The sequence below is a fragment of the Clostridium sp. OS1-26 genome (assembly GCF_030915445.1).
Classification (GTDB): domain Bacteria; phylum Bacillota; class Clostridia; order Clostridiales; family Clostridiaceae; genus Clostridium_AM.
Map to the genome: position 1 here is coordinate 5,354,941 of NZ_CP133264.1, position 24,131 is coordinate 5,379,071.

Consider the following 24,131-nt stretch of genomic DNA (forward strand, 5'->3'; position numbering starts at 1 on the left):
TTTATTTGTTTCTAATTTTCATTCCTTCTTTTATATTGTTATCAAGTTTAACTAATATCCTTTCTCCTGGTTTCAGTCCTTCTATTACTTCAATTGATTTTTCACTTTCTATCCCTTTTTTTATTTGTCTTATGACAGCTTTGCCGTTGTCCACAACAAATACACAGGAACTTCCTTTATAATCAAATACAGATGTATCCGGTACTACTAAGGCATCCTTTTTAACCTCTGTTATCACTTTTATATCTAAATCATAACCTGGTTTTAATAATCCTGCTTCATCCTTTATTTCAATAGTTACTGGTACCCTCTTTTGGTTTACCCCTAAAGATGAGGTTATATTCTTTGCTTCCGGTGCTATTTTTGTAATCTTACCTATAATAGTTGAATTTCCTATAGGTTTTCCACTTACTTGAACCTCATTACCTATTTTAACCTTATAGATGTCATCAGACAATATATTTGCTTCAAGTTCTAAACTTTTAGTGTCTGCTACTAAAAATGCCGCTGTACCTGCAGTTACCGATGCATTCTCATTTATAAGCTTTTCAAGAATGACTCCATCAACTGATGAAGCAACCTGCTGTTTTTCAATTTCTCTATTGATGGTATCCCTTAAAATAACCGCTTGTTTAACCTGAGATTCATATTGATTTTTCACATAATCAGGAGTACCACCTTTGATATCCTCCAATTGGAAATTTGCTGATTTTAAAGCGGCTTCAGCAGTTTTATATGCATCTTCAGCATTATTCAGTTCCTGTTTGCTTATACTTCCAGAACCATAAAGCGTCTTTGCATTATTTAAATTTCTAGATGCAGCATCATAAGTGACTTTAGCCTGGTCTACAGCTGCTTGTGCAACTTCTATTTTATTTACGCTATTTGCAATATCAGCGCCCTGCAGCTGAGCCTTGGCAGCCTCAATCTTTGCATTTGCATCTTGAAGCTTTAGCTCTAAGTCCCCTTTATCCATAATTAACAGTATATCACCTTTTTTTACGGCATCACCTACATTAACCTTAATGCTAGTTATCTTTCCTGAAGCATCAATATAAGCGGTTTGTTTTTTATTACTTTGAACTGTGGCAGTATCTTCAATGTACTGTTTAATTTCACCTTTTGATACAGCTGTAGTATCTACAGTCTGTCCATTTTGAAGCTTTACATACACTAATGCACTAACCGTACATACTATCATTGGGGTAACTATCCAAAATAGCTTTCTTCTTCTCATATAATTTACATCTCCTCTAAAAAATATAGAATTAAACTACAAACTTCAGATTGTTCTAGTTAGATAACTTATTTTGAGACATAGCTGATTTTAAAGTTTCCTTTCTATTTGCCTATTCTTTATTCTTTAAAACTTCTATCATATCAATGGATTTGATTTTTTTCATTAAAATAAAATTAGTTATAACAGTAAATATAAGTGTAAGCGCTGTTGTAATAATATAAGTCTTAAATTCAACTACATAAGGAAAACTATAGGAATCTGTACTACTTGCAGACATAATAACTGCTCCAAGCCATCTTCCTAATGGCAATCCTACAACTATTCCCAATACAGTAATAATATAATTTTCATTGAAGATTAACTTTTTAATTTCATTATCTTTAAATCCTAATACCTTTATAGTAGCCAATTCTCTCTGTCTTTCAAAAATATTTATAGTAGCAATGTTATATACAACAGCAATAAGAAGAACTGCTGCAAGCATAACCAATACTCCTATAGAGGATTTCATTGCTCCCATATTTTTCAACAGAGCATTAAGAGCATCTGTCTTTGATTCTACAGAATTTACTGCAGCCATATCTCTTAGCTTACTTTTAACTTCATTTTCAAAAGCACTGTTATCCAGCTTTATCACAGCTGAATTGGCCACCCTACCTTCCCCTAGCATACTGTTTATGCTATCCATGGAAACGTAAGTACTTAAGCCTAAATACTGAACCACAATGCCCTTAACAGCTACCTCTTTCTTCTCTTTCCCTGGGTAGAAAAATTTTATATTTACACTGTCATTTGGTTTTACACCTAATGTATTTGCGAGTTTTTCAGATATAAGTATGCCATTTATTGGAAGACTTATAGCTTCCCCACTTTTATCTTCAACTTTATACATTTCAGGATTTTTTACAAGCGCAGTAAATCCTACATCCTTGCTTCTCCAGCCATTTGATATTTCAACTCCGGTCTCAAGAACCGGTTCTATTGCTTTTACATGAGAAATATTCTTAATCTTATTTAATTCTTCTATACTTATTAATTTAGAGAAGTTAACTTTTATATCATAGTTCTGAATACTTCCATATTGCTGACTTATCATAAAATCAATAGAATCTTTCATGCTTAGAGCTATCAAAAGTATAGCTGAAGAAAATATAATTCCTAAGGATGTCAATAAAGCTCGTTTTTTATATCTAAATAAGTTTCTTAATATAATCTTCCATAGGTACCCAATATTTCTCCATATTACTTTCACTTTTTCAATAATTATTTTTTTACCAATTTCCGGTGATTTTTCTCTCATAGCTTCACTAGGCATAATTTTAAAGATAACTTTACAAGAATGGTACCCTGCAAATAAACAGAAAAATAGAGTTAGTATGGACGCTGGAAGTACAAGTTCCCCGTAAATTTTCGCACCTTCAAGAGGTAAGTTAAAATACTGATTAATAAGTTTAGTAAATCCCACTCCCATATAAGTTCCTAGTATATAGCCTATTAAACTTCCGATAACTGCAATAAGTGCAGAATAACACATATAATAGGTAAGTACTTGTATATTAGTAAATCCTAAAGCCTTCAATACTCCAATCTGCACTCTTTGATTTTCAACCATTCTTCCCATCATAATATAGATAATAACTGAAGCAACCATAAGAAATATGATAGGGAACGTACCTCCCATAGATTGCAACTTTTTTATTTCTTGAGTTAGCATCATAGTACTTGTCTGTTCGTCTCTATCAATAACACTTTTTACTCCATAATTTTTTAGAGTCTTCTTTATATCATCCTTTACATTTTTAACATCGCTACCACTAGAAAGTTGAATAGAAATATTATTTATAGATCCCTTAAAATCAAAAATTGCTTCACCGAAGGATTGTTTGATATATATTATCCCAAATTTTTTGTTATCAGGCATTAGTTCGCTTGCATCCTTCAAAGTATATACATATTCAGGACTTTTTACCGAAGCTACAACCTTTAACTTAACCTTATCTCCATTAATGATTGGATATATATAATCTCCTAATTTTAAATCATTTGCCTTGAAAAAATCCTGATCTACAAGGCATTGATTGCTATCTCCTTCTGAAAAATATCTACCAGATTTTATTACTATATCATTTACTATATCTTTTTTTACCTCCGGAAGAGTTATAAATCTCAAAGTTGCATTTTCGCCTGAAATATTTATGCTAGCATCTTTAACAATTCTTCCTGTAGCTGCTTTTACATAGGGTAGCTCTTCTACCTTTTCTTTTATACCTGTAGGTGCCTTATAAAGATCTACCCAAAGATCTGCTAATTTATAATCTTCGTAGTACTTTGCACTTGAATTAGAAAGATTTCTAAACATAGAATTTATTGATGTGTAAAAAGTAACTCCTAAAATAACAATAACTAATATAGAGACAAACTGTCCCTTTGATTTTCTTATATCTCTAAGTAAATTCCTGAATAAAATATTCATTACCACTCAATCCTTTCAGGTGGCTCAGGACTCTCATTAACAGTTACAGACTCAACAGCACCGCTTCTAACTCTAATGACCCTGTCAGCCATAGCTGCAATAGCAGCATTGTGTGTAATAACTATTATTGTCTTATTCATACTTTTATTAATGTCGCATAAAAGCTTTAAAACCAATTTTCCGGTATTATAATCTAAAGCTCCTGTAGGTTCATCACATAAAAGCAGTAATGGATTCTTTACAAGAGCTCTCGCAATAGCTACTCTCTGTTGTTCTCCTCCTGAGAGTTGTGCTGGGAAATTTGATGATCTTTCACTTAATCCTACCTCTTTAATAATATCCTCGGGGTCTAAAGGATCATCACTAAGTGATTTAACCAGTTCCACATTTTCAAGTGCTGTAAGGTTTGCCATAAGGTTATAAAATTGAAATACAAATCCTATATTTTTTCGCCTGTACATAGTAAGTTGATTATCAGAATATCTAGTTATATCTTTTCCATCCACATAGACCTCTCCTGAGGTAGGTCTGTCCATTCCACCAATTATATTTAGAACTGTACTTTTACCAGAACCACTTGGTCCAAGTACTACTACAAATTCCCCTCTGAGGATTTCAAAATTCATTCCATCGGAAGCCTTTACGATTATTTCTCCCATAGTATATTCTTTTACAACATCTTTTACTACAACAATAGGATCTTTCATTTTTAATCACCTCATATCCATTTTCCTTGACCATTTGGTCAACTTGATATTATTATGCTCCTTTTTGACCATGTAGTCAATAGAGAAATATAATAATTTTTCTTTAATTTAATGTTCTAAAGTTTTATAATTTAAGGATGTCTCAATTCATAACGAAACTAAATTAGAGGTGATAAAATGTTTAAAATTATGATAGTAGAAGATGATCATAAGATAAGAGAAATAATGATAGAAAACATAAAAAAGTGGAACTTTGATGCCATAGCAGTAGAAGACTTCAACGAAGTATTTCATACCTTTGTAAAATATGAGCCTGATCTAGTTCTAATGGATATAAATCTCCCCTGTTTTGATGGATTTTATTGGTGCAACAAGATAAGGGAAGTCTCCAGAGTACCTATAGTTTTTATATCTTCAAGAAATACTAATATGGACATAATAATGGCAATAAATATGGGCGCAGATGACTTTATTCAAAAACCTTTTTCACTAGATGTACTAATAGCCAAGATAACTGCTATTTTAAGAAGAACTTATTCTTATTCAAATATAGAATCAAATGTACTAGAGTATAAGAGCGCCATACTTAATCTCAAAGATTGCAACCTTATGTATAACGACGAAAAGATAGACCTCACCAAAAATGAATTTAAAATCTTATACACACTTATGAAAAACAATAATGAAGTAGTTAGTAGAGATAAGATAATGAAAGTTCTTTGGGAAGATGAAAGCTTTGTAGATGATAACACTCTAACTGTAAATATAAATAGACTTAGAAAAAAATTAAGTGATATGGGGCTAACAGATTTTATTCAGACTAAGAAAGGACAGGGATATATAATACAATGAGTTTAAAGGAATATTTAATAGATAAAATAAAATTTATTATTTTTTATGTATTACTGATGAGCTTTATATCTGCTGTGGTTTACTTAGATGGGTTGGTAAAAATACGGCTTGGAAATATACTATATATCAATGCTATAGGATTGACTTTGCTCTTATTATACTTTTTATTAGATTACTTTCCTATGAAAAAATATTATAGCACCATAAACTATATAGCAAAGAATAGAAAAGAAGATATTCTAACTAGCCTACCTAAAGCTAAAAACTATGAGCAGGCTTTATGGAGTGAAATTGTAATGAGTATTTACAGAGAACAGCAGCAAAAACTTGATAAATTATATCAAGAAAAAAGCGAGAGTTCAGAGTTTATAGATTCCTGGGTACATGAAGTAAAAACTCCTATTGCAGTGAGCAGACTTATAATCGAAAACAGCTGGAATAAATCTAAGGATGAGACTTTAAACAGCATAGAAGAAGAAATAGACAAAATAGAGAGCTGCATAGAACAGGCTCTCTACTATTCAAAAATAGATGATTTCTCAAAGGATTACTTTGTAAATGAAAACAATATTGAGAAGATAATAAAAGAACTGATTAAAAAGAATGCTAAAGCTTTTATAAATAAAAAAATAAGCATAGAATTGTTAAACTTAGATGTGAATGTGTGCACAGATAAAAAATGGATACTGTTCATAATAGACCAAATTTTATCTAACTCTTTAAAATACACTAATGAAAAAGGGAAAATAACAATAAATACTGAAACGAACAGTAAAGAAAAGGTATTGATTATAGAAGATAACGGTGTAGGTATAAAAGAAGAGGACCTTGATAGAGTGTTTAACAAGGGCTTTACAGGATACAATGGCAGAAAAGAATACAAGTCTACAGGCATGGGGCTATATTTATCCAAAAAGTTAGCTATAAAACTAGGACATGATATAACTATAGAATCAGTATATGGCAAGTATACTAAGGTTAAACTTCACTTTCCTAAACTTATAGATTATTTTAAGCTAAATTAAGACCTTGCTTCAATGTTACAAAAATGTAAGCTTTAATATTTACTTTGTAAGTTAAAAAAATGGATAATGCCACTGCCTTTATGTAAAATAAGGTTACAAACTTAGTTAAATGAGTTTTAACCTTATTTTTATATAGGTTTAAATAAGCAAATACTAGGAGGCAATAAAATGAATACTGTTGTAGATGTCAAAAATCTTAGAAAAATATATGGTTCAAAAGGTAATGTATATACTGCACTTGACAATATCGATTTGCAGATAAAAGAAGGAGAGTTTGTAGGTATAATGGGTCCTTCCGGAGCAGGGAAAACCACTCTTTTAAATGTAATATCAACCATAGATAAGCCTACTTCTGGAGCTATTAATATAGGCGGAGAAAATATAGTAGCTATGAATGAAGATAAGTTATCTTCCTTTAGAAGAAATAAGCTCGGATTCATATTCCAGGATTTTAACTTATTAGATACCCTAACTTTAAAGGAAAATATAATACTTCCTTTAACTCTTTCAAGAATAAAGACTACTTTAATAGATAAAAAAGTAATTAAAATAGCAGAAATCCTTGGAATATCTGAGATATTAAATAAATATCCTCACGAGGTATCTGGTGGACAAAAACAGAGAGCTGCTGCTGCTAGGGCTATAATAACTGAACCTACATTGATACTGGCAGATGAACCTACAGGAGCTTTAGATTCAAAATCTTCTCAGGAACTGCTTCAATGCCTTACTGATTTAAATAAAAACAATGAAGCTACCATAATGATGGTAACTCACGATGCCTTTGCAGCAAGCTACTGTCAAAGAATACTCTTTATAAAAGACGGTAAAATATTTGCTGAACTTGTAAAAGGAAATAACTCACGCAGAGAATTTTTCCAAAAATATTAGATATGTTGGCTGCTATTGGCGGTAAAAACAACGATATAATATAGGCATCTTTCACTTGTTATTTTATTTCAGATGTCATAAATAAGTTGATATGGAGGTGTATATAAATGAAGAAAGTAATTATTTCTACACTATTAGTAGTTATGAGTTTAAGTTTAGCAGCCTGTGGTTCAAAGGAGAACAAGACTTCAAAGGTCAACAGTTCAACTCAAGTTGAGCAATCTCAAAAAGGCACTTTTGCAGGTTTGAAGGTTATGCCTCAATTTAAGGTTAAGGATATAGACGACAAAGAAGTTACAAATGACATATTTAAAGACAAAAAGGTTACTATGATAAACATATGGGGAACCTTCTGCGGCCCATGTGTAGAAGAGATGCCAACACTTCAAGAATTATATACGGAGTACAAATCACAAGGTTTTAATTTAGTAGGTATTGTTGCTGATGGAGATACAAATGAGGTACAAGCATTACAAATATTAAAAAAGACAAAGACAGACTTTGTAAATTTAATACCAGATGAAAAGTTTAAAAATGATTTTGTTAGCAAAACTAAAGCTGTTCCGGTTTCAGTATTTGTAAACAGTAAGGGAGAGATCCTAGAAACTGTAGTAGGTTCAAAGAGCAAAGAGGAATACAAAAAAATAATTAAAAGAAATCTTCAGCAAATTAAGTAGGTGTGGAATATGAAGTACAGAATTAGAACTCTCTTATTTACAGTAAGTATACTGTTTATAGGCGCCGGGATATATAGAGGAGAAGTTCAGAAGGTATTAATAAAAGCTATAAATATTTGTTTGGAGTGCATAGGAATTGGATAAAATAAAGAGAAAATTAGTTCAAATAATAACGCTTATAAGTACTAATGGATACTTTAAGGGATTTTTAGAGGGCAGCATTTACAGTGGAAAATTAAAAAGCATATGTGTCCCTGGGCTTAATTGCTATTCCTGTCCTGGAGCCTTTGGTGCTTGTCCTATTGGTTCTCTTCAGGCAGTTATATCAGACATAAAGTATAAGTTTTCCTTTTACATAGTTGGATTTTTAACTCTAATGGGAGTAACTATGGGAAGATTTATATGTGGATGGCTGTGCCCCTTTGGATTAATACAGGAGTTGCTAAACAAAATACCTTCCCCTAAATTTAAGGTCAGTAAAAGATTTGAAAAACTAAAATACCTAAAGTATATAATACTTTTAGTATTTGTAATTTTACTTCCTATGTTCTGGGTAAATGATGTAGGCATGGGTAGTCCAACCTTCTGTAAGTATATATGCCCTGCTGGAACTCTTGAAGGAGGGATACCTCTTACTTTACTAGATACCTCTTTAAGATCCGCTGTAGGATTTTTGTTTGCTTGGAAATTAACCCTACTTATAATCACAATAATTCTATCTATAATCATCTTTAGGCCCTTCTGTAGATTTATATGTCCCCTTGGAGCCATATATTCTATTTTCAATCCTATAAGTATTTATAGATTAAAAATAGATAAAGATAAATGTACAAGTTGTGGTGCTTGTACTAAGAAGTGCAAAATGGATATAGAGGTTTATAAAAAACCAAACAGTTTGGAGTGTATAAGATGTGGTGAATGTAAATCTGCCTGTTCACAAGGCGCTATAAAGACATTAATAAGTATGAAAGATACAAAGTAATGAAAATTGCTTATTAATATAGAAATAAAAAACTGTAGGAGGAAAAAATGTTATTTACAATAGCTAAAAAAAACGTAAAGAATAACTTTGAAAATTATTTTATATATTTTGCTTCCATAGTATTTAATGTACTAATATATTTTACTTTTGAAAGCATAAGGTATAATAAACAAATTGAATCATTTTTAGAAGGTGACCCTAAAGTTCTTTTGGTTTTTAAAGGTGCTTCTGTGATAATTGCTATATTTTCAGTTGTATTCATGTTATACTCTAGCTCTTTCTTCATAAAGAAAAGAAAAAAGGAAGTAGGTCTTTATTCCTTATTAGGATTAAAAAAGAGACAGGTGGGAGCACTTCTATTTTATGAGAATATAATTACAGGAAGTCTTGCATTAATTGTAGGTGTATTGCTTGGAAGTTTACTTTCCAAACTGTTTATAATGATTTTAGTTAGATTTATTGGAATAAATATAGCAATAAATTTTTCTATAAGCATGAAGGCCCTTTTAAATACTATAATAGTTTTTGGAGCATTATTTTTATTAATTTCCATAAACGCCTATACCATAATTTACAGATTTAAGCTTATTGAGCTCTTTAAAGCTGAAAGTAAAAGAGAGAAAGAACAAAAGTCATCAGTAATTTTAGCAGTACTTTCTATCGCCTTATTCATAATAGAAATCTATGCAGCCATGACTGTTACTGACTCTCCTACATTTATGAGAAACATGCCTATTATTTTCATATGCTCAATAGCTGGAACTTTCCTTTTCTTTAGATCCTTTTTGATATTTATAATAAAAGCTTTAAAAAATAAAAAAAGCATATACTACAGAGGAAGTAACTTAATAAGTATATCCCATATCCTATTTAGAGTAAAATCTAACAGCAGAAGCCTATCAATAATAGCTTTGCTTAATGCAGTTACTATAACTTCTATAGGTTACGGTTATAGTTTCTATTATAGCTTTGAAAAAATGGATAAATTAGCAACACCTTTTTCATATTCTTATGTAAGTAATGATATATCTTTAGATAAGAAAATCGAGGAATTGATAGAGAAACATCCTGAAAATAAACTTGTGGCTTCAAAAGAAGTAGAACTTATTGAAATAAATGCTAATTTATCAGAGATTTCGAAAAACGAAAAAAATATTTATTTAATATCACAAAGTAAAGCTGAGGAACTTATTAAATTTAGAGGTATAAAGGATAAGCTCAAGCTTTCTTCTCCATCAGAAGGAATAATATTAAAATATGGTGGTTCATCAGAAGATAACTTTAAGGGTAAAACTATAGGAATATCAGATACAGGATTAAATAATCCTATTAAAATAATAGATAGAAAAAGCTATGATCCTATGAACGCTTTATATGGTAAAACAACAGTTTTAGTGGTGAAGGATACAGTATATAATAAATACTATAACAAGAATAACATTGTCAGAATTAAAGGTTATATAGTAGAAAATCAAAGAAACAGCAAAGCTTTGACAAAGGACATTGTAAGGATTATTCCTGATAATTTACAGTTTACTTATGAATCCGAAAATTTAGGTATATTAGTTTTTTCTTCTATGATATCTTTTATTGGCATTTTTGTAGGGTTAGTATTTTTATGCGCTACAGGAAGCATAATATACTTTAAGCAGCTTACAGAAGCTAATGATGACAAAAAAAGATATGACGTATCGAAAAAGATAGGTATAGGGAATGGTGAAATAAAAAGATCCATCCGCAAACAGGTGTTTACAGCCTTTGCTTCACCATTATTTATAGGAATGTTTCACTGCTTAGCAGCCTTTGCATTTCTTAGCAGCGTGCTAACTGCAATGGATGTATTTCTGCCGGCGGTAGTTACTATAGTGTTTTATGTTTTAATTTATACCATATATTACTTCCTGACAGTAAATTCATATATTAAAATAATAGAGTAAATCATTAATATCACTTAATCCTTTAAGGTGGCTATGGCTCTTGCTATAGCCACTTTCATTAGCAGAAATTTTACAATTATCACTGATCATTATAGTCCGAATCATAATTTGGTGCTAAGTTTTTTTCTAGACCTTCTGCTGTCATTATTATTTTTATATTATGTCTTTCTAGTGGTGAAAGTTGTTTACCTTCTCCTGTAAATTTAGGGTTAGGCTTATACCAAGATTTTTTATTAAAATAACTTTTATAGGGATCATCAGTAAATATATAACCATGCCTTGCAAAAATTTCATTTCTTGCTAACGCTAACTTTTCTTTGCTCATATTTTTAAGATTACGTAACTCTAAAGGTTTTACATTGCTATATGGAAATATATATTCATTTAATTTATTATCAACTCTTTCATTGATACCATTTGAGTCTAAATTATGGGAGTTTACAGTGGAATTATTACTAATTTCAGCATTAGAGTCACTTTTAGTATTATTGCTTATAAAAAATATATAACTTCCAATAAACCCTAAAATAAAAAGAACCACGAGTATAATAATAAAGCTCCTACTTTTCCCTTCACTTACTTCATCTCTGTACTGCTCTTTTATATTATCTGTTTTTAAAGTTTTATTTGCCTTATCATTTATAGATATGTTAGGCCTTGAATTTTGCTTTATTACTGTGTCTTTATTAGCTTGCATAATTTCTATCTTAGGTTCTGTTTGTTCATTATATTTAGGTTTAGCATTGGATTCATATGGTTTAGGCACTTGGAGATTTTCATCTAATTTATTTTCTATGCTGCTTATTACTTTTTCATTAATTATCTTTTCATCTTCGTATTCTCGTTTTGTGCCACAGTTAGCACAAAATTTATCATTTTCATCAAATTGTGTACCACATTTTTTGCAATTACTCATTTTATCAACCACCTTAACTTTCTATTACAAAGGTTAATAGGCCTAAACTATCATTTGATTAAATCTAGGAGTTAGCTATTTTTAAAAATATATTTTTATTATATAGAGTCGCCACTATTCTTATTAATGATATTTTTAATCTTCCTCCAAATAGCATAAATGCTTCCTGTGTTATTTCCCTTTTTTTCATATTTGGTGTTACTATTATCTTTTGTTTCAATTAAAGATATTTTATCCTCTGTAGATAAAGAATTTTTATAGTTCTTCTTCTCGTCAACAGGCTTAAGAATGTTGTCATATTCATAGATGTTAAGCTTATCACTAATAATACCTTTGTCCGCTTCATAAAAGAAATCCTTTAAAATTTCTTTATTTTCTATATTTTCCATAACATATTCAATAAATAGATGATTTTCTTCATCGATACCATCCAAATAGAAATTTCCCTCTGCTAGATCAAAAACATAACCTGCTTTTATTTCAGTAGTTAATCTTTTTATGCTCCCTTTGCATAAAAAGATTATGTTAATTAGATTTTTGTTTTTGGGCTCCTTCATATAGGTTATAAATCCAACCTTTTTTCTTACTTCAAATGGGATTGCTCTATATAAGTATTTTAATATTCCTTTAGCTAATGTTGTTATAATTTTGTTATCTGAATCTAATACTATGTATATGTTTTTTCCATGCTTGGCTCCATCAAAGGAAGCCTTAATAAGATTCAAAAACGTTTCTTGACTCATATTGGTAGCTAGAAGCATCTCTTCTATTGAACTAAAACAATCCTCTCTGTTATTATTTTCAATTTTTGAAACTTCTGGTAAAAAAGCTTCTTTATCTAAATTATAGTCTGACATAAACCCAGTTGAAAATATCACCTTTTCAGGATTTTCTATGTATTTATTTCTCTCTTCTTCTGGAATTATATAATTATGAGTAAAGTATCTATTTCTCTGTCCTGTGTAGTCTTTACCGACAAAGACTGACTGTCCAACTACCATTCTATTATCTTCCGCGTTTATACAAAATAAAGATGTAGGATATTTTAATATATCCTCCTCTCCTGCAAGAGATGATGGTGCTTCATAGAAGCATAAGTCATGAAGAATATTAATTATAAAATTATCCTCTAAATTTTTACTTTTAGCTACTGTATCATAGCCTGGAGTTTTGCTGAATATTCCTTTCCGATCCCTTGTGTAATAATGCTGTTGAATCATCTTTATTCTCTTCCTCCATCTAAATAATTCATCCTATAAAGCAGCCATAAGAATGGTTCATCTACTCTTAAAGGGTTTATATTGGTGCTGCTATCTATCTGAAGATTTTGAGGATTACAACCTAGTGATGATACTGCAAAATATCCTGTGACTCCGAAATAAGTATCCATAGCCCCTTTAAAAGGACTATCTACTTTTCCTAAAAATTTTCTAACCTCTCCATCTATATTTTCATACTCGTTTAAATTAAAGAATTTTTCATGTTCATAATTTCTAAATATATTGCTGTTTTTGCTTATATACTCTTCATCATTTAAACTCTTCAGCATATCACTCTTAGTAACTACTACTGCTGTAGGTATGCTAGTTTTTTCATGAGATTGTTTAGAGATAAAATTTTCAAATAAATATACAATTATATCTTTTGGCTCTTGGTATTTCTCAGTAAAATCACCTTTCAGTTCTCTATTAGTAAGATTTATCTTTTTCCTTAAAGCTCTCATCTGAAGTGGATCAACGAGAAATATTATTCCATCAGAATTTTTAATATGCTCTCCATGCTTATCTATGTATCCTTTATCAGTCATTCCTTCACCAGGAATATCATAAAAAATTAAAGTAATAGGTGGTATTTTATCATTCTTAAATTTTAAGTTTTCAATCAACGGCTCTATATGTTGTTTAGGTGTTGGATCTAGCATTATATTTTTATCAAAAATTCTTTCTTGATTTTCTCTTATTTCATCATTATAAGCAGAACTGCCTGCAATAAGGGATGCATCTATCCTTTCACCGGTATACTTTTCAAGCACATATAAAAGTGTTGTCATATATACTGATTTACCCACTTGTGATGCCCCTACAACTGAGATGATCTTTGATGGCCCTCTACCTGAGGTCACAGGAAGTTCATTATGACAATAAGGGCATAATCTCTCACTGGTATTAATATCATATTTATCTCTAATTTCTATAAGCACTCCATCTACCCTAGTTTTGCTACTTTCAGGTAGGCCTTCTGGTTTAACTACAGGATTTATTTCTCCAAGAATCCCCTTACCTATTTTTCTATTACAATGATTAAGCAGCTCGTCTATTGTCTTTTCATATTCAGGGTCTCCTTTTTCTGAGTGTGAGGCTCTGAATACCACCTGTTCTGTTTTAAACTTCTTGAAACAAAAAGGACATTTTATCATAAAGGGTCCTTTTTCATAAGTTGCTTTTTTATAATCGTTGTTTTGTTTTCTATTGTTGCCACGAAAAAAATCCAAAAGCCCCATATACTAATACCCCTTCCATATATAAGTACGTAACTAATCCTTTGTTTTTGTAGTTACTTTTGCTTTAATTTATATATATTACCATACTTTTTTATATCTTTTATAAAAATTTTCACATATTCATTTTTATCTACTATTATTTCTGGCATAATGCTTCGACCTGCATTAATGTTGTTAATAAAGTCAAAGCATATCCCATCATCTTTATTGATGGGATATGAATCATATTTTTTTACATAGCATAATGCATCTTTTGGTAAAGCTACTTCTGAATCTATTATAATTTCTAGAGACTTTTCTTTTGAAAAAAAGCTCTTAATGGATTTTATCTCTTTAATATCGTATAGAATTTCCGGCTTTCCTGTACTTATCATTAATTCATTTTTACCATTACCTTGCTTTATGAGCAAAATCTCTCCATCACTTTCAACTGCTGGAAACACCCAATAGTTATATTGATTAATTTCTTTAATGGCTTCACAGTATCCATTAAACTCCTTATATTCTTCTCTGGTATATAACTTCACATTATTTTCATTTATATTGTCCAATGAAAAATCATCCAAAAAATTTGTTTTTAGTATATATACTATATCTATATTTTTAGGCCATTTCCACCTTATATTAAACTTTTCCTTATCAAGTTCATAATCCATATCATATATTTCATAACTTGTATCGGGAACCTCAACTATTTTCATTGTAACACCATCCTTTAATATAGCAGAAATCATAAAGCACTATTTGAAACTATTAAAATTGTTGTTGTCGCTAAAATTAATATTTTTTTCTTTCCCCATATAAGTAGTTTTTGAATAATCTTTTACATCTATATTTATAGGAATAAGGGTAAAAACTAATGCCATAATTATATCCGCTAAAGCTCTATATAGTATTCTAATCCATGGAAGATATAAAAATCCTAGCTCTATAATCACCCCTGCGACAATTCCTGAGATGGCACCACCTAATAAAAAAACCTTTAATAGATTTTTATTATCAAATACAAGACTTACACTTGCAGCAATTAGACATCCTAGTAACGAAATTAATATTACTCTTAACATTATATAGAAAATTGAAGATTCATAAACTCCATTTCTTTTATCCATGAGTAATCGCTGCTGTCTATCTTTATATATTTTATTAAATATGCCTTTTAAGTCCTTTGCTTCTTTCACACCATAGTAGTTTCCATTACTTTCCCTTGATATTTTCTTAAGCATATAATAATTATTTCCATCAGCCATTCCAACAGTGTATATAGGTATTCCAGCATTTTTAAATGGCTTCATGATTTCATTAAAATTGTTGTCCAAATTGTATGTGTCACCGCCATCTGATAATAAAATTATCATTGCATTCCTATCAGGTTTTTCTGTTAACTTTACTTCATCATAGGCTTTTTGCAAGGCCTCTCCCATATTTGTATTTCCCTTTGGATTTTCATGTAATTTTAATTTTTCCTTTATATCCTTTTTCATCTTATCAGTAACTTCAGTCATAGGTAATATCTGCTCTGAAGTATCATCAAATCTATAAAAAGAAACTCTATTTTCTTCATTCATACTATTTAATAGATTCAAAGCCGCTGAAAACCTTTCGTTATTCGGATCTGTTTTACTCATACTTCCAGATGTATCTATAACAAATACAACATCATTGATTTTTTTTATTTTTCCGATGCCAGCTTCATATAAAAATTGAAAAAGTGCTCCAAATATAAAAATTAGAACTAAAGTACACGGAATTAGAAATTTGAACGAAGTTTTTAAATAATTGTTTTTCCAACTAAAACCATTAAGTCTTGGATTTATCATTTCTGCTATAAGACACATTGATCCCACACATAATGCTAAGATTCCAAAATACAATCCCATTAAAATACTGTTTGGCAGTCTGTATCTATATACATTTAGCAGAACTTCACCAATAATAAATCCCGCACAGCCTCCGATTAGGCTCATCACCATCATAGTTAAGTTTATCCTTTTCTCTTTCAAGCAGTCCCCCTCCAATACACCTCTAAATTTTATTTTAAATTATAGAGAAAATAACTAGAAAGTTAACTTATACAGAGGGATATGTTTCTAAAGCTGAAGTAGATTTAAAAACTTTGTGCCGGTCTTAGCGAAGGGTTTTAAGAGAACCTTAGAACTTTAGAGTTGTTTGAGCAGAGCGAGTTCTCGAAAGTTCTTAGGTTGTCTTGAAGCACAAGCTTTAGACTGGCTAAAAGTTTTTAACGTGCTGAAGCTTTGAAACATATCACGGCGTATAAGTTATCTTTCGGCCTTTGAGCCCTATAATCAAGTTATTTTAGGCAATTTTTCTATAGCTATTCCATGCATAATATACCCATTCTCTATGCAATAGTTATAGAAGTCAATTGCATTTCTTACGTATATGATGTCCTTTACTCCAAATCCACCCATTAGATTTAATTTTTCAATACCGCTGCTTCTTCTCTCATGTATATATCCTATTTTGTAATTTCTTGTTTTCCTATCAAATTCAAAAGCGTATTTTATAAAATCACTGCTATAATCCCCAAAAAGTATTTTTCCTGATATTTCTTTACATCATAATTCATTAAATAACATTTGAGTTCAGAATTACTATCAAGGATATTATAAAGCTTACGATAAAGCTCTTCCTTTGAAAGTACTTTACTCTCCAAGTTCTCTACATTAACATTTGCTCTTTCATTAAACTCTTCTTCAAAGGATTTATTAAATTCCTGTTCTGTTAAAATATATCTATTACAGAAATATATTATTTTATGTAACAATTCTTCTTGTCCTTTTTTTAAATTCTGAGATAGACTCCCAATATATTTATCGCTAAGGTAAAAAGCTTTTCCGTAATTTTTCTCAAGTTTATCTATAATATTATTTATTACATTCCTGTAATAAATCTTCACATTTTGCGCCATGTATTCCTCTTGATGTTTTATCATATCATCTTCATACTTTTTAATTCCTTCACTGATAAAGTTAAGTTGATTTATTTCTTCATATAGCTCATCATGAATTTTTAATAAGATCTCCTCATACTTTTCCATAATTTTTTCACAAATGCTTAGTTTTAAGAGCTCAAATCTTTTACCATATATATCTAAAAATATTTTTTTTCTTACTTCTTGTATATTTCCGCCTTTACTGAAAAGCTTCTTAAAACTAAATCCTTCAATAAACCTTGACTCATATATACTCTCAATTTCGTTCTTTATATTTTCAATATGTCTATTAACTAAATTTCTGCTATCTCTTATGTATTTTATACCTTCACCCTCATCAGAGGTCCATTCCCAAGCACAATATAGTCCTAATTTAGGATTATTGAGTATATTATCATTTAGTAAAGTTCTTATTTCTTTCTCTAAATTTATATTTTCAATATTTTTCTCTGCAACATTTTTAAAGTTTAGGCGAAAAAAGTTCTCACATCTATCTTCATATAGGCCTTCCTCCACCTGTCTTAAGGTCAGCTTTGAAAGCCTCTTTTCTATATTAGAAGAGTTTGACATCATAATTCCATTCATATCCATTACAGTTATATTATTTGGCATAATAGATTCTAGCTTTGATGCAATGCTATTCTCATCTATCTTTAAAGCTTTAGCTATAAATTCTCTATCTCTTTTTGACAACTCATCTAGTTGTTTTAGAATTCTTTCATAAAAAGCTCTCACTACTGTTACAGCAATAGCTCCATTTGGCCTTTTCACCTTTGAAAGCCCTGCTGTAATGTATCTATTTATAGACTTATCGATATTTATATTTGCCTTAAACCTACTGTTATCATAGTGCTGATTTTCCGTATCTGAATAAGTTTCTATACTAACATTCCTGTTCTTTAAAAGATTAATATAGGATATTATTTCATAATTATTTTTCATTGATGCAGCAGGTATTGTTCCTCTTTCACTTTTCTCCTCTAGTAAATATGTCATGTAAAATATAGGACCTTGCCAGGTTATTGGAAGTTCCCTTTCTTCTCCATAAACAGCTATTTTTCCATCAAATATAAAGTCATTTTTTTGTATATATTCTACCTCTCTAAAAAAGCTTACTGAAGCTGCCTTGGAAAAAAACTCATCTTCTATATTCTTTTCTTTTATTAAAACATAAAGATCAGCAGTACTAAGCTTAAAAACTTCTAGCATTCTTTTTCTAATAAGTAAAGTTACTTCTGGAAGTATTATATTTAAAGGATCATCTGCCATAGTAACTACAGAAATATTTATTCCATCAAAGGAATTGAATAAATTGCCATAAGATAGTATTCTATCTCTTACCATTGTTACTTTGCTATTCAAGTCTTGCAAAAATTTTTTGTCGTTATAAAACTTATCTCTTACACTCTTTCTCAAATTCTTTTTATCTGATAAGTTACAGCTAAACTGGAAATTAAAAGAGTTATCTTTATCTTCATTAATATCTGTAAGTATATTAATGAATGCTATTCCCCGTCCATTATCCCATTTTTCCTGTATAGTACTGCTAATATATTCAGAAGCCTCTCTAGTGCTGTTTCCTATAAACAGAAAAAGTATAGGATTATTTGCACTTCTTTGAGAGTCATCACTGTAAACTTTTCTGTCTATTTTCAAATCATACTCTTCTGCAAAACTCTTTAATATATTTTCCATAAAAATTCCTCCAAAATATACATTAAGGAACTGGAAGGCAAGGTTTAAACCTTACCTTCAAAGCTGTTATTCTAACTGTTTTCTTACCTCTTGCATCCTTGAAAGTATTTCACTATAGAAGGCAAAAAGTTCATCTCCATTTACCAATTGATATTTTCTAGTATCTAGTTCCTCTGCAATCTCTTTAATATTTTCTAGTAGTGTATTTACATTTAAAATAAGAGTTTCCGCTCCATCCTCCATTGAAAGTTGCTCAAGCTTTTTATCAGAAGTCTTGTCCACGATCATTCTTTCTCTTTCCTCAAGAGCAACATATTTTCGGAATATAGCCTCATGTTGGTATTCTTTTTGTTTTAAAGCATTTATAAAAGGTTCAATATTTACCTTGCTGTCTTCTCCGCCGTTATAAACATAAAACAATCCTTTTTTCACTATAGTGTCTGTATATAGTGCTCTTAAGAAGTTATCCAAGTCTAGTTCCGCTTTACTCATATCTTTTATTATATTTTCAAGTTCATCTTTTTTAGCAGTAATTTCTTTGTATTTTTCAACTTCTGCTCTTACTAACTTAATAAGTTCTGGTGTTCTTATTAAATTATTTTTTGCCTTTTCCTCATTGCTACTTTCAAAAATATAATATTTCTGCATGTCATGATTTTCTACAGGAGTAAGACCTGCTTTTAAAAGCTTCTTAATATCTGCTATAGCTCTTTTTATCTCTCCTACATTTGGAATATCACTTTCTAGATTAATTGAATAATCTTTCATAAATTCATCAATGTCAAAATACTCAGTAACATTGCATTTATATTTTTCATTACTACCTTTTTCGGTGTTTACAATACATCCAAATTCTATAGCTCTATCAAATAAACTTCTTACCTCAGCATTATAGCTCTTTAATCTCTTATTTGCATAAGTCGTACCCCATGACTGCTCCGGAATTGGAGAAGGAAGATTTACCCAGTTTTTATCCCCATTTTGGTATAAGTGTCTTCCGATACCATCATGTTCAAATAATGTATTTTCATATATTTCTTCATAATGCTTTATTGGAGTATAAGAATATAGAGGCACTCCATTTTTTGTATTTAACCAAAATATTCTATTAGTCACCATACTCTCTTTTATATTTAAAGAATTACCTGTATTGGAATTTTTCTTATATTCTGTAATTCCTTCAAGAATCTTTTTAGCATTTCTTGGAACAGAAACCATACTCCAAGATGGAAAATTTATTGCCTCCATATTGTTTAAATGGAAGATTGGAACTGCATCTTTATCAAGTCTAGGAGCAATTTGATTTTTAACTATGTTGATAATTGACTCATCTTTTCCATACTGTAGAGTCAAAAATTCTTCCATTGATTGAGTTATTACTCCTCCATATTCTTCAGATACAAAATCAGATATTGACCCTACAATATCAATACGAACCTCATCTAACCATTTTTGAGACTCCTCTAAAAGCTTATTAGAAAATCTTCTTACTAATTCATCAGCAGTCTCTTTATTTACTATATTTTCAATATAATCTTTTAAATCTGGTACACTTACTACTGTCCAAGAATAGCTTCTTCCTAGTGCTCCTTCTATTTCTTCTCCCTTGGCAAGTATATCCCCGTCTTCTTTAAATATTTTGTTTAACTCGTTAAGTATTTCAGTATAGACTCTATAAATTTTGTTATTTAGATCACTTAAATCACTAATTACTTTGCTATAGAACTCTATCATTCTCATGATTCTTTCTTCTTCAGACCTTAGTATATACTCTTCACTTTTCGCTTCAATATAGTCATTCTTCTTGCTTTCCTTAGTAAATAAAATTGCTTTTTTGGCTTCGATAAACTTATCCTCAGCTAACTCTCTCTCAAATTTTATTTCCCTAGAAATATTTGAAAGTCTTTCTTGTAGTGAAGTTATTTCTGCTTCTACCGTCTTTACAATACAAAAACTGCTTGAAAACAATAATCTTGATGCATAAAATGGTCCCTTCTTAGCGTCTTTAAAAATTCCATCTATTATTTCTTTTACACTTTTTTGAACTTCACCTGGATACTGAGTTTTTACTTTATTATACTCATTTGTGCAATCCCTTAAATATTCCTTCATGTCGTCATCAATGTCTATTGATTGCTTTTTTATTACATTATCATAGCTATATTTTTCTCTATTTTTATAACCAGTTAGAGGTTTTCTGCTCTGAAGTTGCTCCTCGAATCTTTCAATTACTGCATCTTCATCCAACTTGAGTTGTCTTATTACTGCATCTACCTCCTGCTCTGTTGGTATATTGTCAAACATATATTGCATTTTCTCAAAAAGTTTATAAGCAAGATATGTGGTTATTTCTTCAAGAGGCAGCACTGCAGAAGATGCGCCTATCATTGTATACTTATAATTTGACATATAAGGTTTTGCCATGTTGTCAGTATTTTGCTTTAAATTGCTAATATAGTCCTGTATTGCAAATTCTCCTCCTGACTCCCTTACTTCGTTAGACATAAAGTTTACTATATTCTCTGCCGTAACATTCATACAATAATCATAGGCGTTACTCATAGGTCTGCCATCAATATTGGTTGCAGAAATCAAGTGACATAAATTAAATGGAGGCATTGGAGAGTCAACTGTAAGTCTATTTCTATACTTTTGTTTAAACCTTTCATGTCTATCTCCTATTCCCATAAGATAGTCCAATTCTTTAAGAGCTGCAAATCCATTTTTTATAATATAAGATTGAGAAGATTGATTGTCAGCTGCCTTTGATAAATTAACATCTGGTGTAAATAAATATCCCATAATATTAACTCTGTCATTGCCCTTAGCACCATTTATGCTATTCATAATTCCTCTTACTATGTAGGCAATGTCAATAAAAGTTCCTCCACCAGTTCCTCCTGAAAGTCCTGAAAGAATAAATACATGAAGCGGTTGGTCAGTATCTTCTTGAAGAAGTCTTATCTTCTTTTCTATACAATCAACTATTTCATTAATTTTAGTAAATAAAAGCAATCTTCCTATTTGTCTGACTCCACCAGCACCATCAGCACCACTTTCTGAAGACAGTTCTGGTGCCAGCCATTCTTTAATACAATCATCTAGTATTGCTCTATCGTTTAGGATAGATCTTATCTCTGCATTTGATAACATTACAAGCTCACTTTGAGGGTCAAGACCTACTCCACCTGTAGCTGGATACCTTTTTGTTTTTTCCTTTTGATTTGTTTCAAAGCCTAAAAATTCTACTTTTCTAGGCTTATCCTTTCTTGTATTTGAAATAATGTCTTCTTCTAAAATAAATCTTTTGCTGATTTGATATTTTAATCTTAACATAGCATCTATACCAGTTCCTCCAAGTCCTATTATGAGTACTGGATTTTCTATTGTCTCAATACGTATTTTATCACTTATAATTCCTCCACCCTTGCTTACATCAAGGTCCTGGAGATGCTCTCTAACTCTAGTGTTCATATTAATTCCTCCATTTTATCATCCTATTTAGCATGAAATTCCATTATAATACTTTTAGGTACCTTATTTAAGATTACTGTTACCTTATTTTTATTATAAAGTGTCACCATAGAATCATTATCTAACTTTTTACCTGATTTTTGGATAACACATTCCGATTTATTAATTAATTCTATGCTATCATCATTTTTAAATACAAATTTTATGTTCTCTGTCTCTGAATATTCTTCTTTAAGTCCCAGTACATCAAAAAGTGTAAAGCTCCCAGTATAACCATCTAAATTCCTAAATTGAGGTGGTAAAACTTCAGCAGTATTTTCATCTCTAATTTGAAGCTCTACTCTTCCAAAGCCCTGTATGCGATTCCTTTTTACAAAAACATATATAGCATAAATTAAAGCAGCCGCCAAAATAGCTCCAATCACACCTAGAATTATAGGGTTTTGAAATATACCTTTTTTAGAAATTCCGCTTGCTTGAGATTTAGAACTCTCATCTCCTATAATTATAGCCGCACTTTCTCTATAAAAACTATTTCCGTCTACTCTTACTTTTAGTTCATACTTTCCTTCTCCTGGAAGCTGAAATTCTCCTTTAAATGAACTTTCTGTAACACTTAGCGGCACTTCTTTAAGAGAGTTGTCCTTTAAATTCTTAACAAGAAGCTTTGCTTTCATATTATTATACAGCTCTTTATCGGATATTTTCTGGCCATTGCTTGTAAAATAAGATTCTATATTTATTTTATCCCCTTTACTTGGATTCTTAGGAGTAATACTTGCTTGTATTTGAAGGTCATAATTAAATATGTAACTTACTTTTATATTGCTTCCACTAACACCTTTAACTCTTACAGTCCATTGGCCCTCCGTAGGCTTAACTAGCTTAAGCATTGAATATTTCTTTGATGAGGTAAAAACTGCATTTGATGATGGTATTGCTACTTCCTTACCAGATGGATCTAATAACTTTAACTCTATAGGTTTATCAGAAAGCATGGAGATATTTGCCTCTAATACATTTGAGTTTGGAATGTTAACTTTCAAATCTTGAAACTCTCCATTTCCAGTAATAGTGCCTCCATCTTGAACTTTCAACTTTGAATTATCTGCATAAATATCTGTAAGAATATTAGGAAGATCCGCTGCAGTATTAGTTATGTAATTTTTTCCTCTAGTTGAATTAGATATTTCGCTAAGTTGAGCCTTATCTACGGTACCATCATAATTTAAACCTATAGTATATACAGGATAACCTTTGCTCTTGCATATGGTAAGAGCATTATTTAAATCATTTAAAGATTCTTGTGCGCTTCTCTGAGGATCATTTTTACCATCCGATAAAAGGATTATCATAGGCTCATGTCCTTTTTCATGACCACTATCCAACAATTTTACCGCTTCCAGTAAACCATATCCTGTATCGGTTTTTTGTCCAAGAGGAATATTAGAAGCCATATTTTTTATTCTATCCTTATCTTCCGTTGAATTTATACTGTCAAGATTATATTCTCTTACTATATTATCTGAATAGGCTACGAGACCCACCTTATTTCCTTGCATTTGACCCATATCAAGGAACATTTTTATAGCCTCTGTTCTTATTTCTTCAGGATCGCTTTCTTTCATAGAACCACTGGAATCCAGTACAAAAATCACGTCCATATTAGATGAAGATTGGCTAGCATATACCTTTGAAAATGGCATAAAAACTATTTGAAATACATATATTAAAGCTACAGCCAAAATCCATTTATTTTTAGTTTTCACAATAATAACACTCCTTATTATATCTAGTTTATATCAC

At 30.5% G+C, this 24,131-nt stretch carries 18 protein-coding genes and 1 pseudogene; 7 read left to right on the forward strand and 12 right to left on the reverse strand.

The genetic code is table 11. The annotated features are described in order from the left end of the window. Position 1 precedes the first annotated feature (1 nt). The 3 genes from RCG18_RS26445 to RCG18_RS26455 all read right to left on the reverse strand — a co-directional run bounded on the left by RCG18_RS26445 (position 2) and on the right by RCG18_RS26455 (position 4,420). Positions 2-1,237 (reverse strand): efflux RND transporter periplasmic adaptor subunit, encoded by a 1,236-nt coding sequence (locus RCG18_RS26445; protein ID WP_308038945.1) that lies wholly within the window; start codon positions 1,235-1,237, stop codon positions 2-4. Between the two features lie 112 nt (positions 1,238-1,349). Continuing rightward, positions 1,350-3,713 (reverse strand): FtsX-like permease family protein, encoded by a 2,364-nt coding sequence (locus tag RCG18_RS26450; protein ID WP_308038946.1) that lies wholly within the window; start codon positions 3,711-3,713, stop codon positions 1,350-1,352. Beyond that, the gene (locus tag RCG18_RS26455) at positions 3,713-4,420 is read right to left on the reverse strand and encodes an ABC transporter ATP-binding protein (protein WP_308038947.1); all 708 of its coding nucleotides are present in this window, start codon (positions 4,418-4,420) and stop codon (positions 3,713-3,715) included. Before RCG18_RS26455 ends, RCG18_RS26450 begins: the two co-directional genes overlap by 1 nt. Positions 4,421-4,597: 177 nt before the next feature. Here RCG18_RS26455 and RCG18_RS26460 point away from each other — a divergent pair, with 177 nt between their 5' ends. The 7 genes and pseudogenes from RCG18_RS26460 (at position 4,598) to RCG18_RS26490 (ending at position 10,784) form a co-directional block, all read left to right on the forward strand. Beyond that, positions 4,598-5,272: a response regulator transcription factor gene (locus RCG18_RS26460; RefSeq protein ID WP_308038948.1), complete on the forward strand. Its 675-nt coding sequence runs from the start codon at positions 4,598-4,600 to the stop codon at positions 5,270-5,272. Next, entirely contained in the window at positions 5,269-6,297 is a 1,029-nt protein-coding gene (locus RCG18_RS26465; RefSeq protein ID WP_308038949.1) for a sensor histidine kinase, read from the forward strand. Before RCG18_RS26460 ends, RCG18_RS26465 begins: the two co-directional genes overlap by 4 nt. A gap of 168 nt (positions 6,298-6,465) precedes the next feature. Beyond that, a pseudogene (locus tag RCG18_RS26470) lies at positions 6,466-7,232 on the forward strand (ABC transporter ATP-binding protein). 63 nt (positions 7,233-7,295) lie between these two features. After that, positions 7,296-7,865 (forward strand): redoxin family protein, encoded by a 570-nt coding sequence (locus RCG18_RS26475; protein WP_308038951.1) that lies wholly within the window; start codon positions 7,296-7,298, stop codon positions 7,863-7,865. A 9-nt stretch (positions 7,866-7,874) separates the two neighbouring features. Then, positions 7,875-8,009: a CD1871A family CXXC motif-containing protein gene (locus RCG18_RS26480; RefSeq protein ID WP_308038952.1), complete on the forward strand. Its 135-nt coding sequence runs from the start codon at positions 7,875-7,877 to the stop codon at positions 8,007-8,009. After that, positions 8,002-8,847: a 4Fe-4S binding protein gene (locus RCG18_RS26485; RefSeq protein WP_308038953.1), complete on the forward strand. Its 846-nt coding sequence runs from the start codon at positions 8,002-8,004 to the stop codon at positions 8,845-8,847. The genes RCG18_RS26480 and RCG18_RS26485 overlap by 8 nt, the downstream gene beginning before the upstream one ends. Positions 8,848-8,894: 47 nt before the next feature. Beyond that, positions 8,895-10,784, forward strand: coding sequence for an ABC transporter permease (locus RCG18_RS26490; protein ID WP_308038954.1), 1,890 nt, complete (start codon positions 8,895-8,897; stop codon positions 10,782-10,784). A 79-nt stretch (positions 10,785-10,863) separates the two neighbouring features. Here the strand turns inward: RCG18_RS26490 and RCG18_RS26495 are convergent, their stop codons facing one another. The 9 genes from RCG18_RS26495 to RCG18_RS26535 form a co-directional block, all read right to left on the reverse strand. Next, positions 10,864-11,700: a YARHG domain-containing protein gene (locus tag RCG18_RS26495; protein WP_308038955.1), complete on the reverse strand. Its 837-nt coding sequence runs from the start codon at positions 11,698-11,700 to the stop codon at positions 10,864-10,866. 98 nt (positions 11,701-11,798) lie between these two features. Continuing rightward, positions 11,799-12,920 carry a hypothetical protein gene (locus RCG18_RS26500; protein WP_308038956.1) on the reverse strand — a complete coding sequence of 374 codons (1,122 nt, stop codon included), beginning with the start codon at positions 12,918-12,920 and terminating at the stop codon, positions 11,799-11,801. 2 nt (positions 12,921-12,922) lie between these two features. Beyond that, positions 12,923-14,200 carry a hypothetical protein gene (locus RCG18_RS26505; protein WP_308038958.1) on the reverse strand — a complete coding sequence of 426 codons (1,278 nt, stop codon included), beginning with the start codon at positions 14,198-14,200 and terminating at the stop codon, positions 12,923-12,925. Between the two features lie 53 nt (positions 14,201-14,253). Further along, positions 14,254-14,901 carry a hypothetical protein gene (locus RCG18_RS26510; protein ID WP_308038959.1) on the reverse strand — a complete coding sequence of 216 codons (648 nt, stop codon included), beginning with the start codon at positions 14,899-14,901 and terminating at the stop codon, positions 14,254-14,256. Positions 14,902-14,940: 39 nt separating this feature from the next. Beyond that, positions 14,941-16,203 carry a vWA domain-containing protein gene (locus tag RCG18_RS26515; protein ID WP_308038960.1) on the reverse strand — a complete coding sequence of 421 codons (1,263 nt, stop codon included), beginning with the start codon at positions 16,201-16,203 and terminating at the stop codon, positions 14,941-14,943. A 303-nt stretch (positions 16,204-16,506) separates the two neighbouring features. Further along, the gene (locus tag RCG18_RS26520) at positions 16,507-16,632 is read right to left on the reverse strand and encodes a hypothetical protein (protein ID WP_308038961.1); all 126 of its coding nucleotides are present in this window, start codon (positions 16,630-16,632) and stop codon (positions 16,507-16,509) included. Between the two features lie 92 nt (positions 16,633-16,724). Beyond that, entirely contained in the window at positions 16,725-18,851 is a 2,127-nt protein-coding gene (locus RCG18_RS26525) for a hypothetical protein (protein ID WP_308038962.1), read from the reverse strand. Between the two features lie 66 nt (positions 18,852-18,917). After that, positions 18,918-22,325, reverse strand: coding sequence for a tubulin-like doman-containing protein (locus RCG18_RS26530; protein ID WP_308038963.1), 3,408 nt, complete (start codon positions 22,323-22,325; stop codon positions 18,918-18,920). Between the two features lie 23 nt (positions 22,326-22,348). Further along, a complete protein-coding gene (locus RCG18_RS26535) occupies positions 22,349-24,094 on the reverse strand; it encodes a vWA domain-containing protein (RefSeq protein WP_308038965.1) in 1,746 nt (581 codons plus the stop codon). Positions 24,095-24,131: the final 37 nt, after the last annotated feature.

Bases quoted from the DNA above. Each gene is read 5' to 3' on its own strand.
- RCG18_RS26445 (WP_308038945.1), bottom strand. From the start codon at position 1,237: ATGAGAAGAAGAAAGCTATTTTGGATAGTTACCCCAATGATAGTATGT.
- RCG18_RS26450 (WP_308038946.1), bottom strand. From the start codon at position 3,713: ATGAATATTTTATTCAGGAATTTACTTAGAGATATAAGAAAATCAAAG.
- RCG18_RS26455 (WP_308038947.1), bottom strand. From the start codon at position 4,420: ATGAAAGATCCTATTGTTGTAGTAAAAGATGTTGTAAAAGAATATACT.
- RCG18_RS26460 (WP_308038948.1), top strand. From the start codon at position 4,598: ATGTTTAAAATTATGATAGTAGAAGATGATCATAAGATAAGAGAAATA.
- RCG18_RS26465 (WP_308038949.1), top strand. From the start codon at position 5,269: ATGAGTTTAAAGGAATATTTAATAGATAAAATAAAATTTATTATTTTT.
- RCG18_RS26475 (WP_308038951.1), top strand. From the start codon at position 7,296: ATGAAGAAAGTAATTATTTCTACACTATTAGTAGTTATGAGTTTAAGT.
- RCG18_RS26480 (WP_308038952.1), top strand. From the start codon at position 7,875: ATGAAGTACAGAATTAGAACTCTCTTATTTACAGTAAGTATACTGTTT.
- RCG18_RS26490 (WP_308038954.1), top strand. From the start codon at position 8,895: ATGTTATTTACAATAGCTAAAAAAAACGTAAAGAATAACTTTGAAAAT.
- RCG18_RS26495 (WP_308038955.1), bottom strand. From the start codon at position 11,700: ATGAGTAATTGCAAAAAATGTGGTACACAATTTGATGAAAATGATAAA.
- RCG18_RS26500 (WP_308038956.1), bottom strand. From the start codon at position 12,920: ATGATTCAACAGCATTATTACACAAGGGATCGGAAAGGAATATTCAGC.
- RCG18_RS26505 (WP_308038958.1), bottom strand. From the start codon at position 14,200: ATGGGGCTTTTGGATTTTTTTCGTGGCAACAATAGAAAACAAAACAAC.
- RCG18_RS26510 (WP_308038959.1), bottom strand. From the start codon at position 14,901: ATGAAAATAGTTGAGGTTCCCGATACAAGTTATGAAATATATGATATG.
- RCG18_RS26520 (WP_308038961.1), bottom strand. From the start codon at position 16,632: ATGGGTGGATTTGGAGTAAAGGACATCATATACGTAAGAAATGCAATT.
- RCG18_RS26525 (WP_308038962.1), bottom strand. From the start codon at position 18,851: ATGGAAAATATATTAAAGAGTTTTGCAGAAGAGTATGATTTGAAAATA.
- RCG18_RS26530 (WP_308038963.1), bottom strand. From the start codon at position 22,325: ATGAACACTAGAGTTAGAGAGCATCTCCAGGACCTTGATGTAAGCAAG.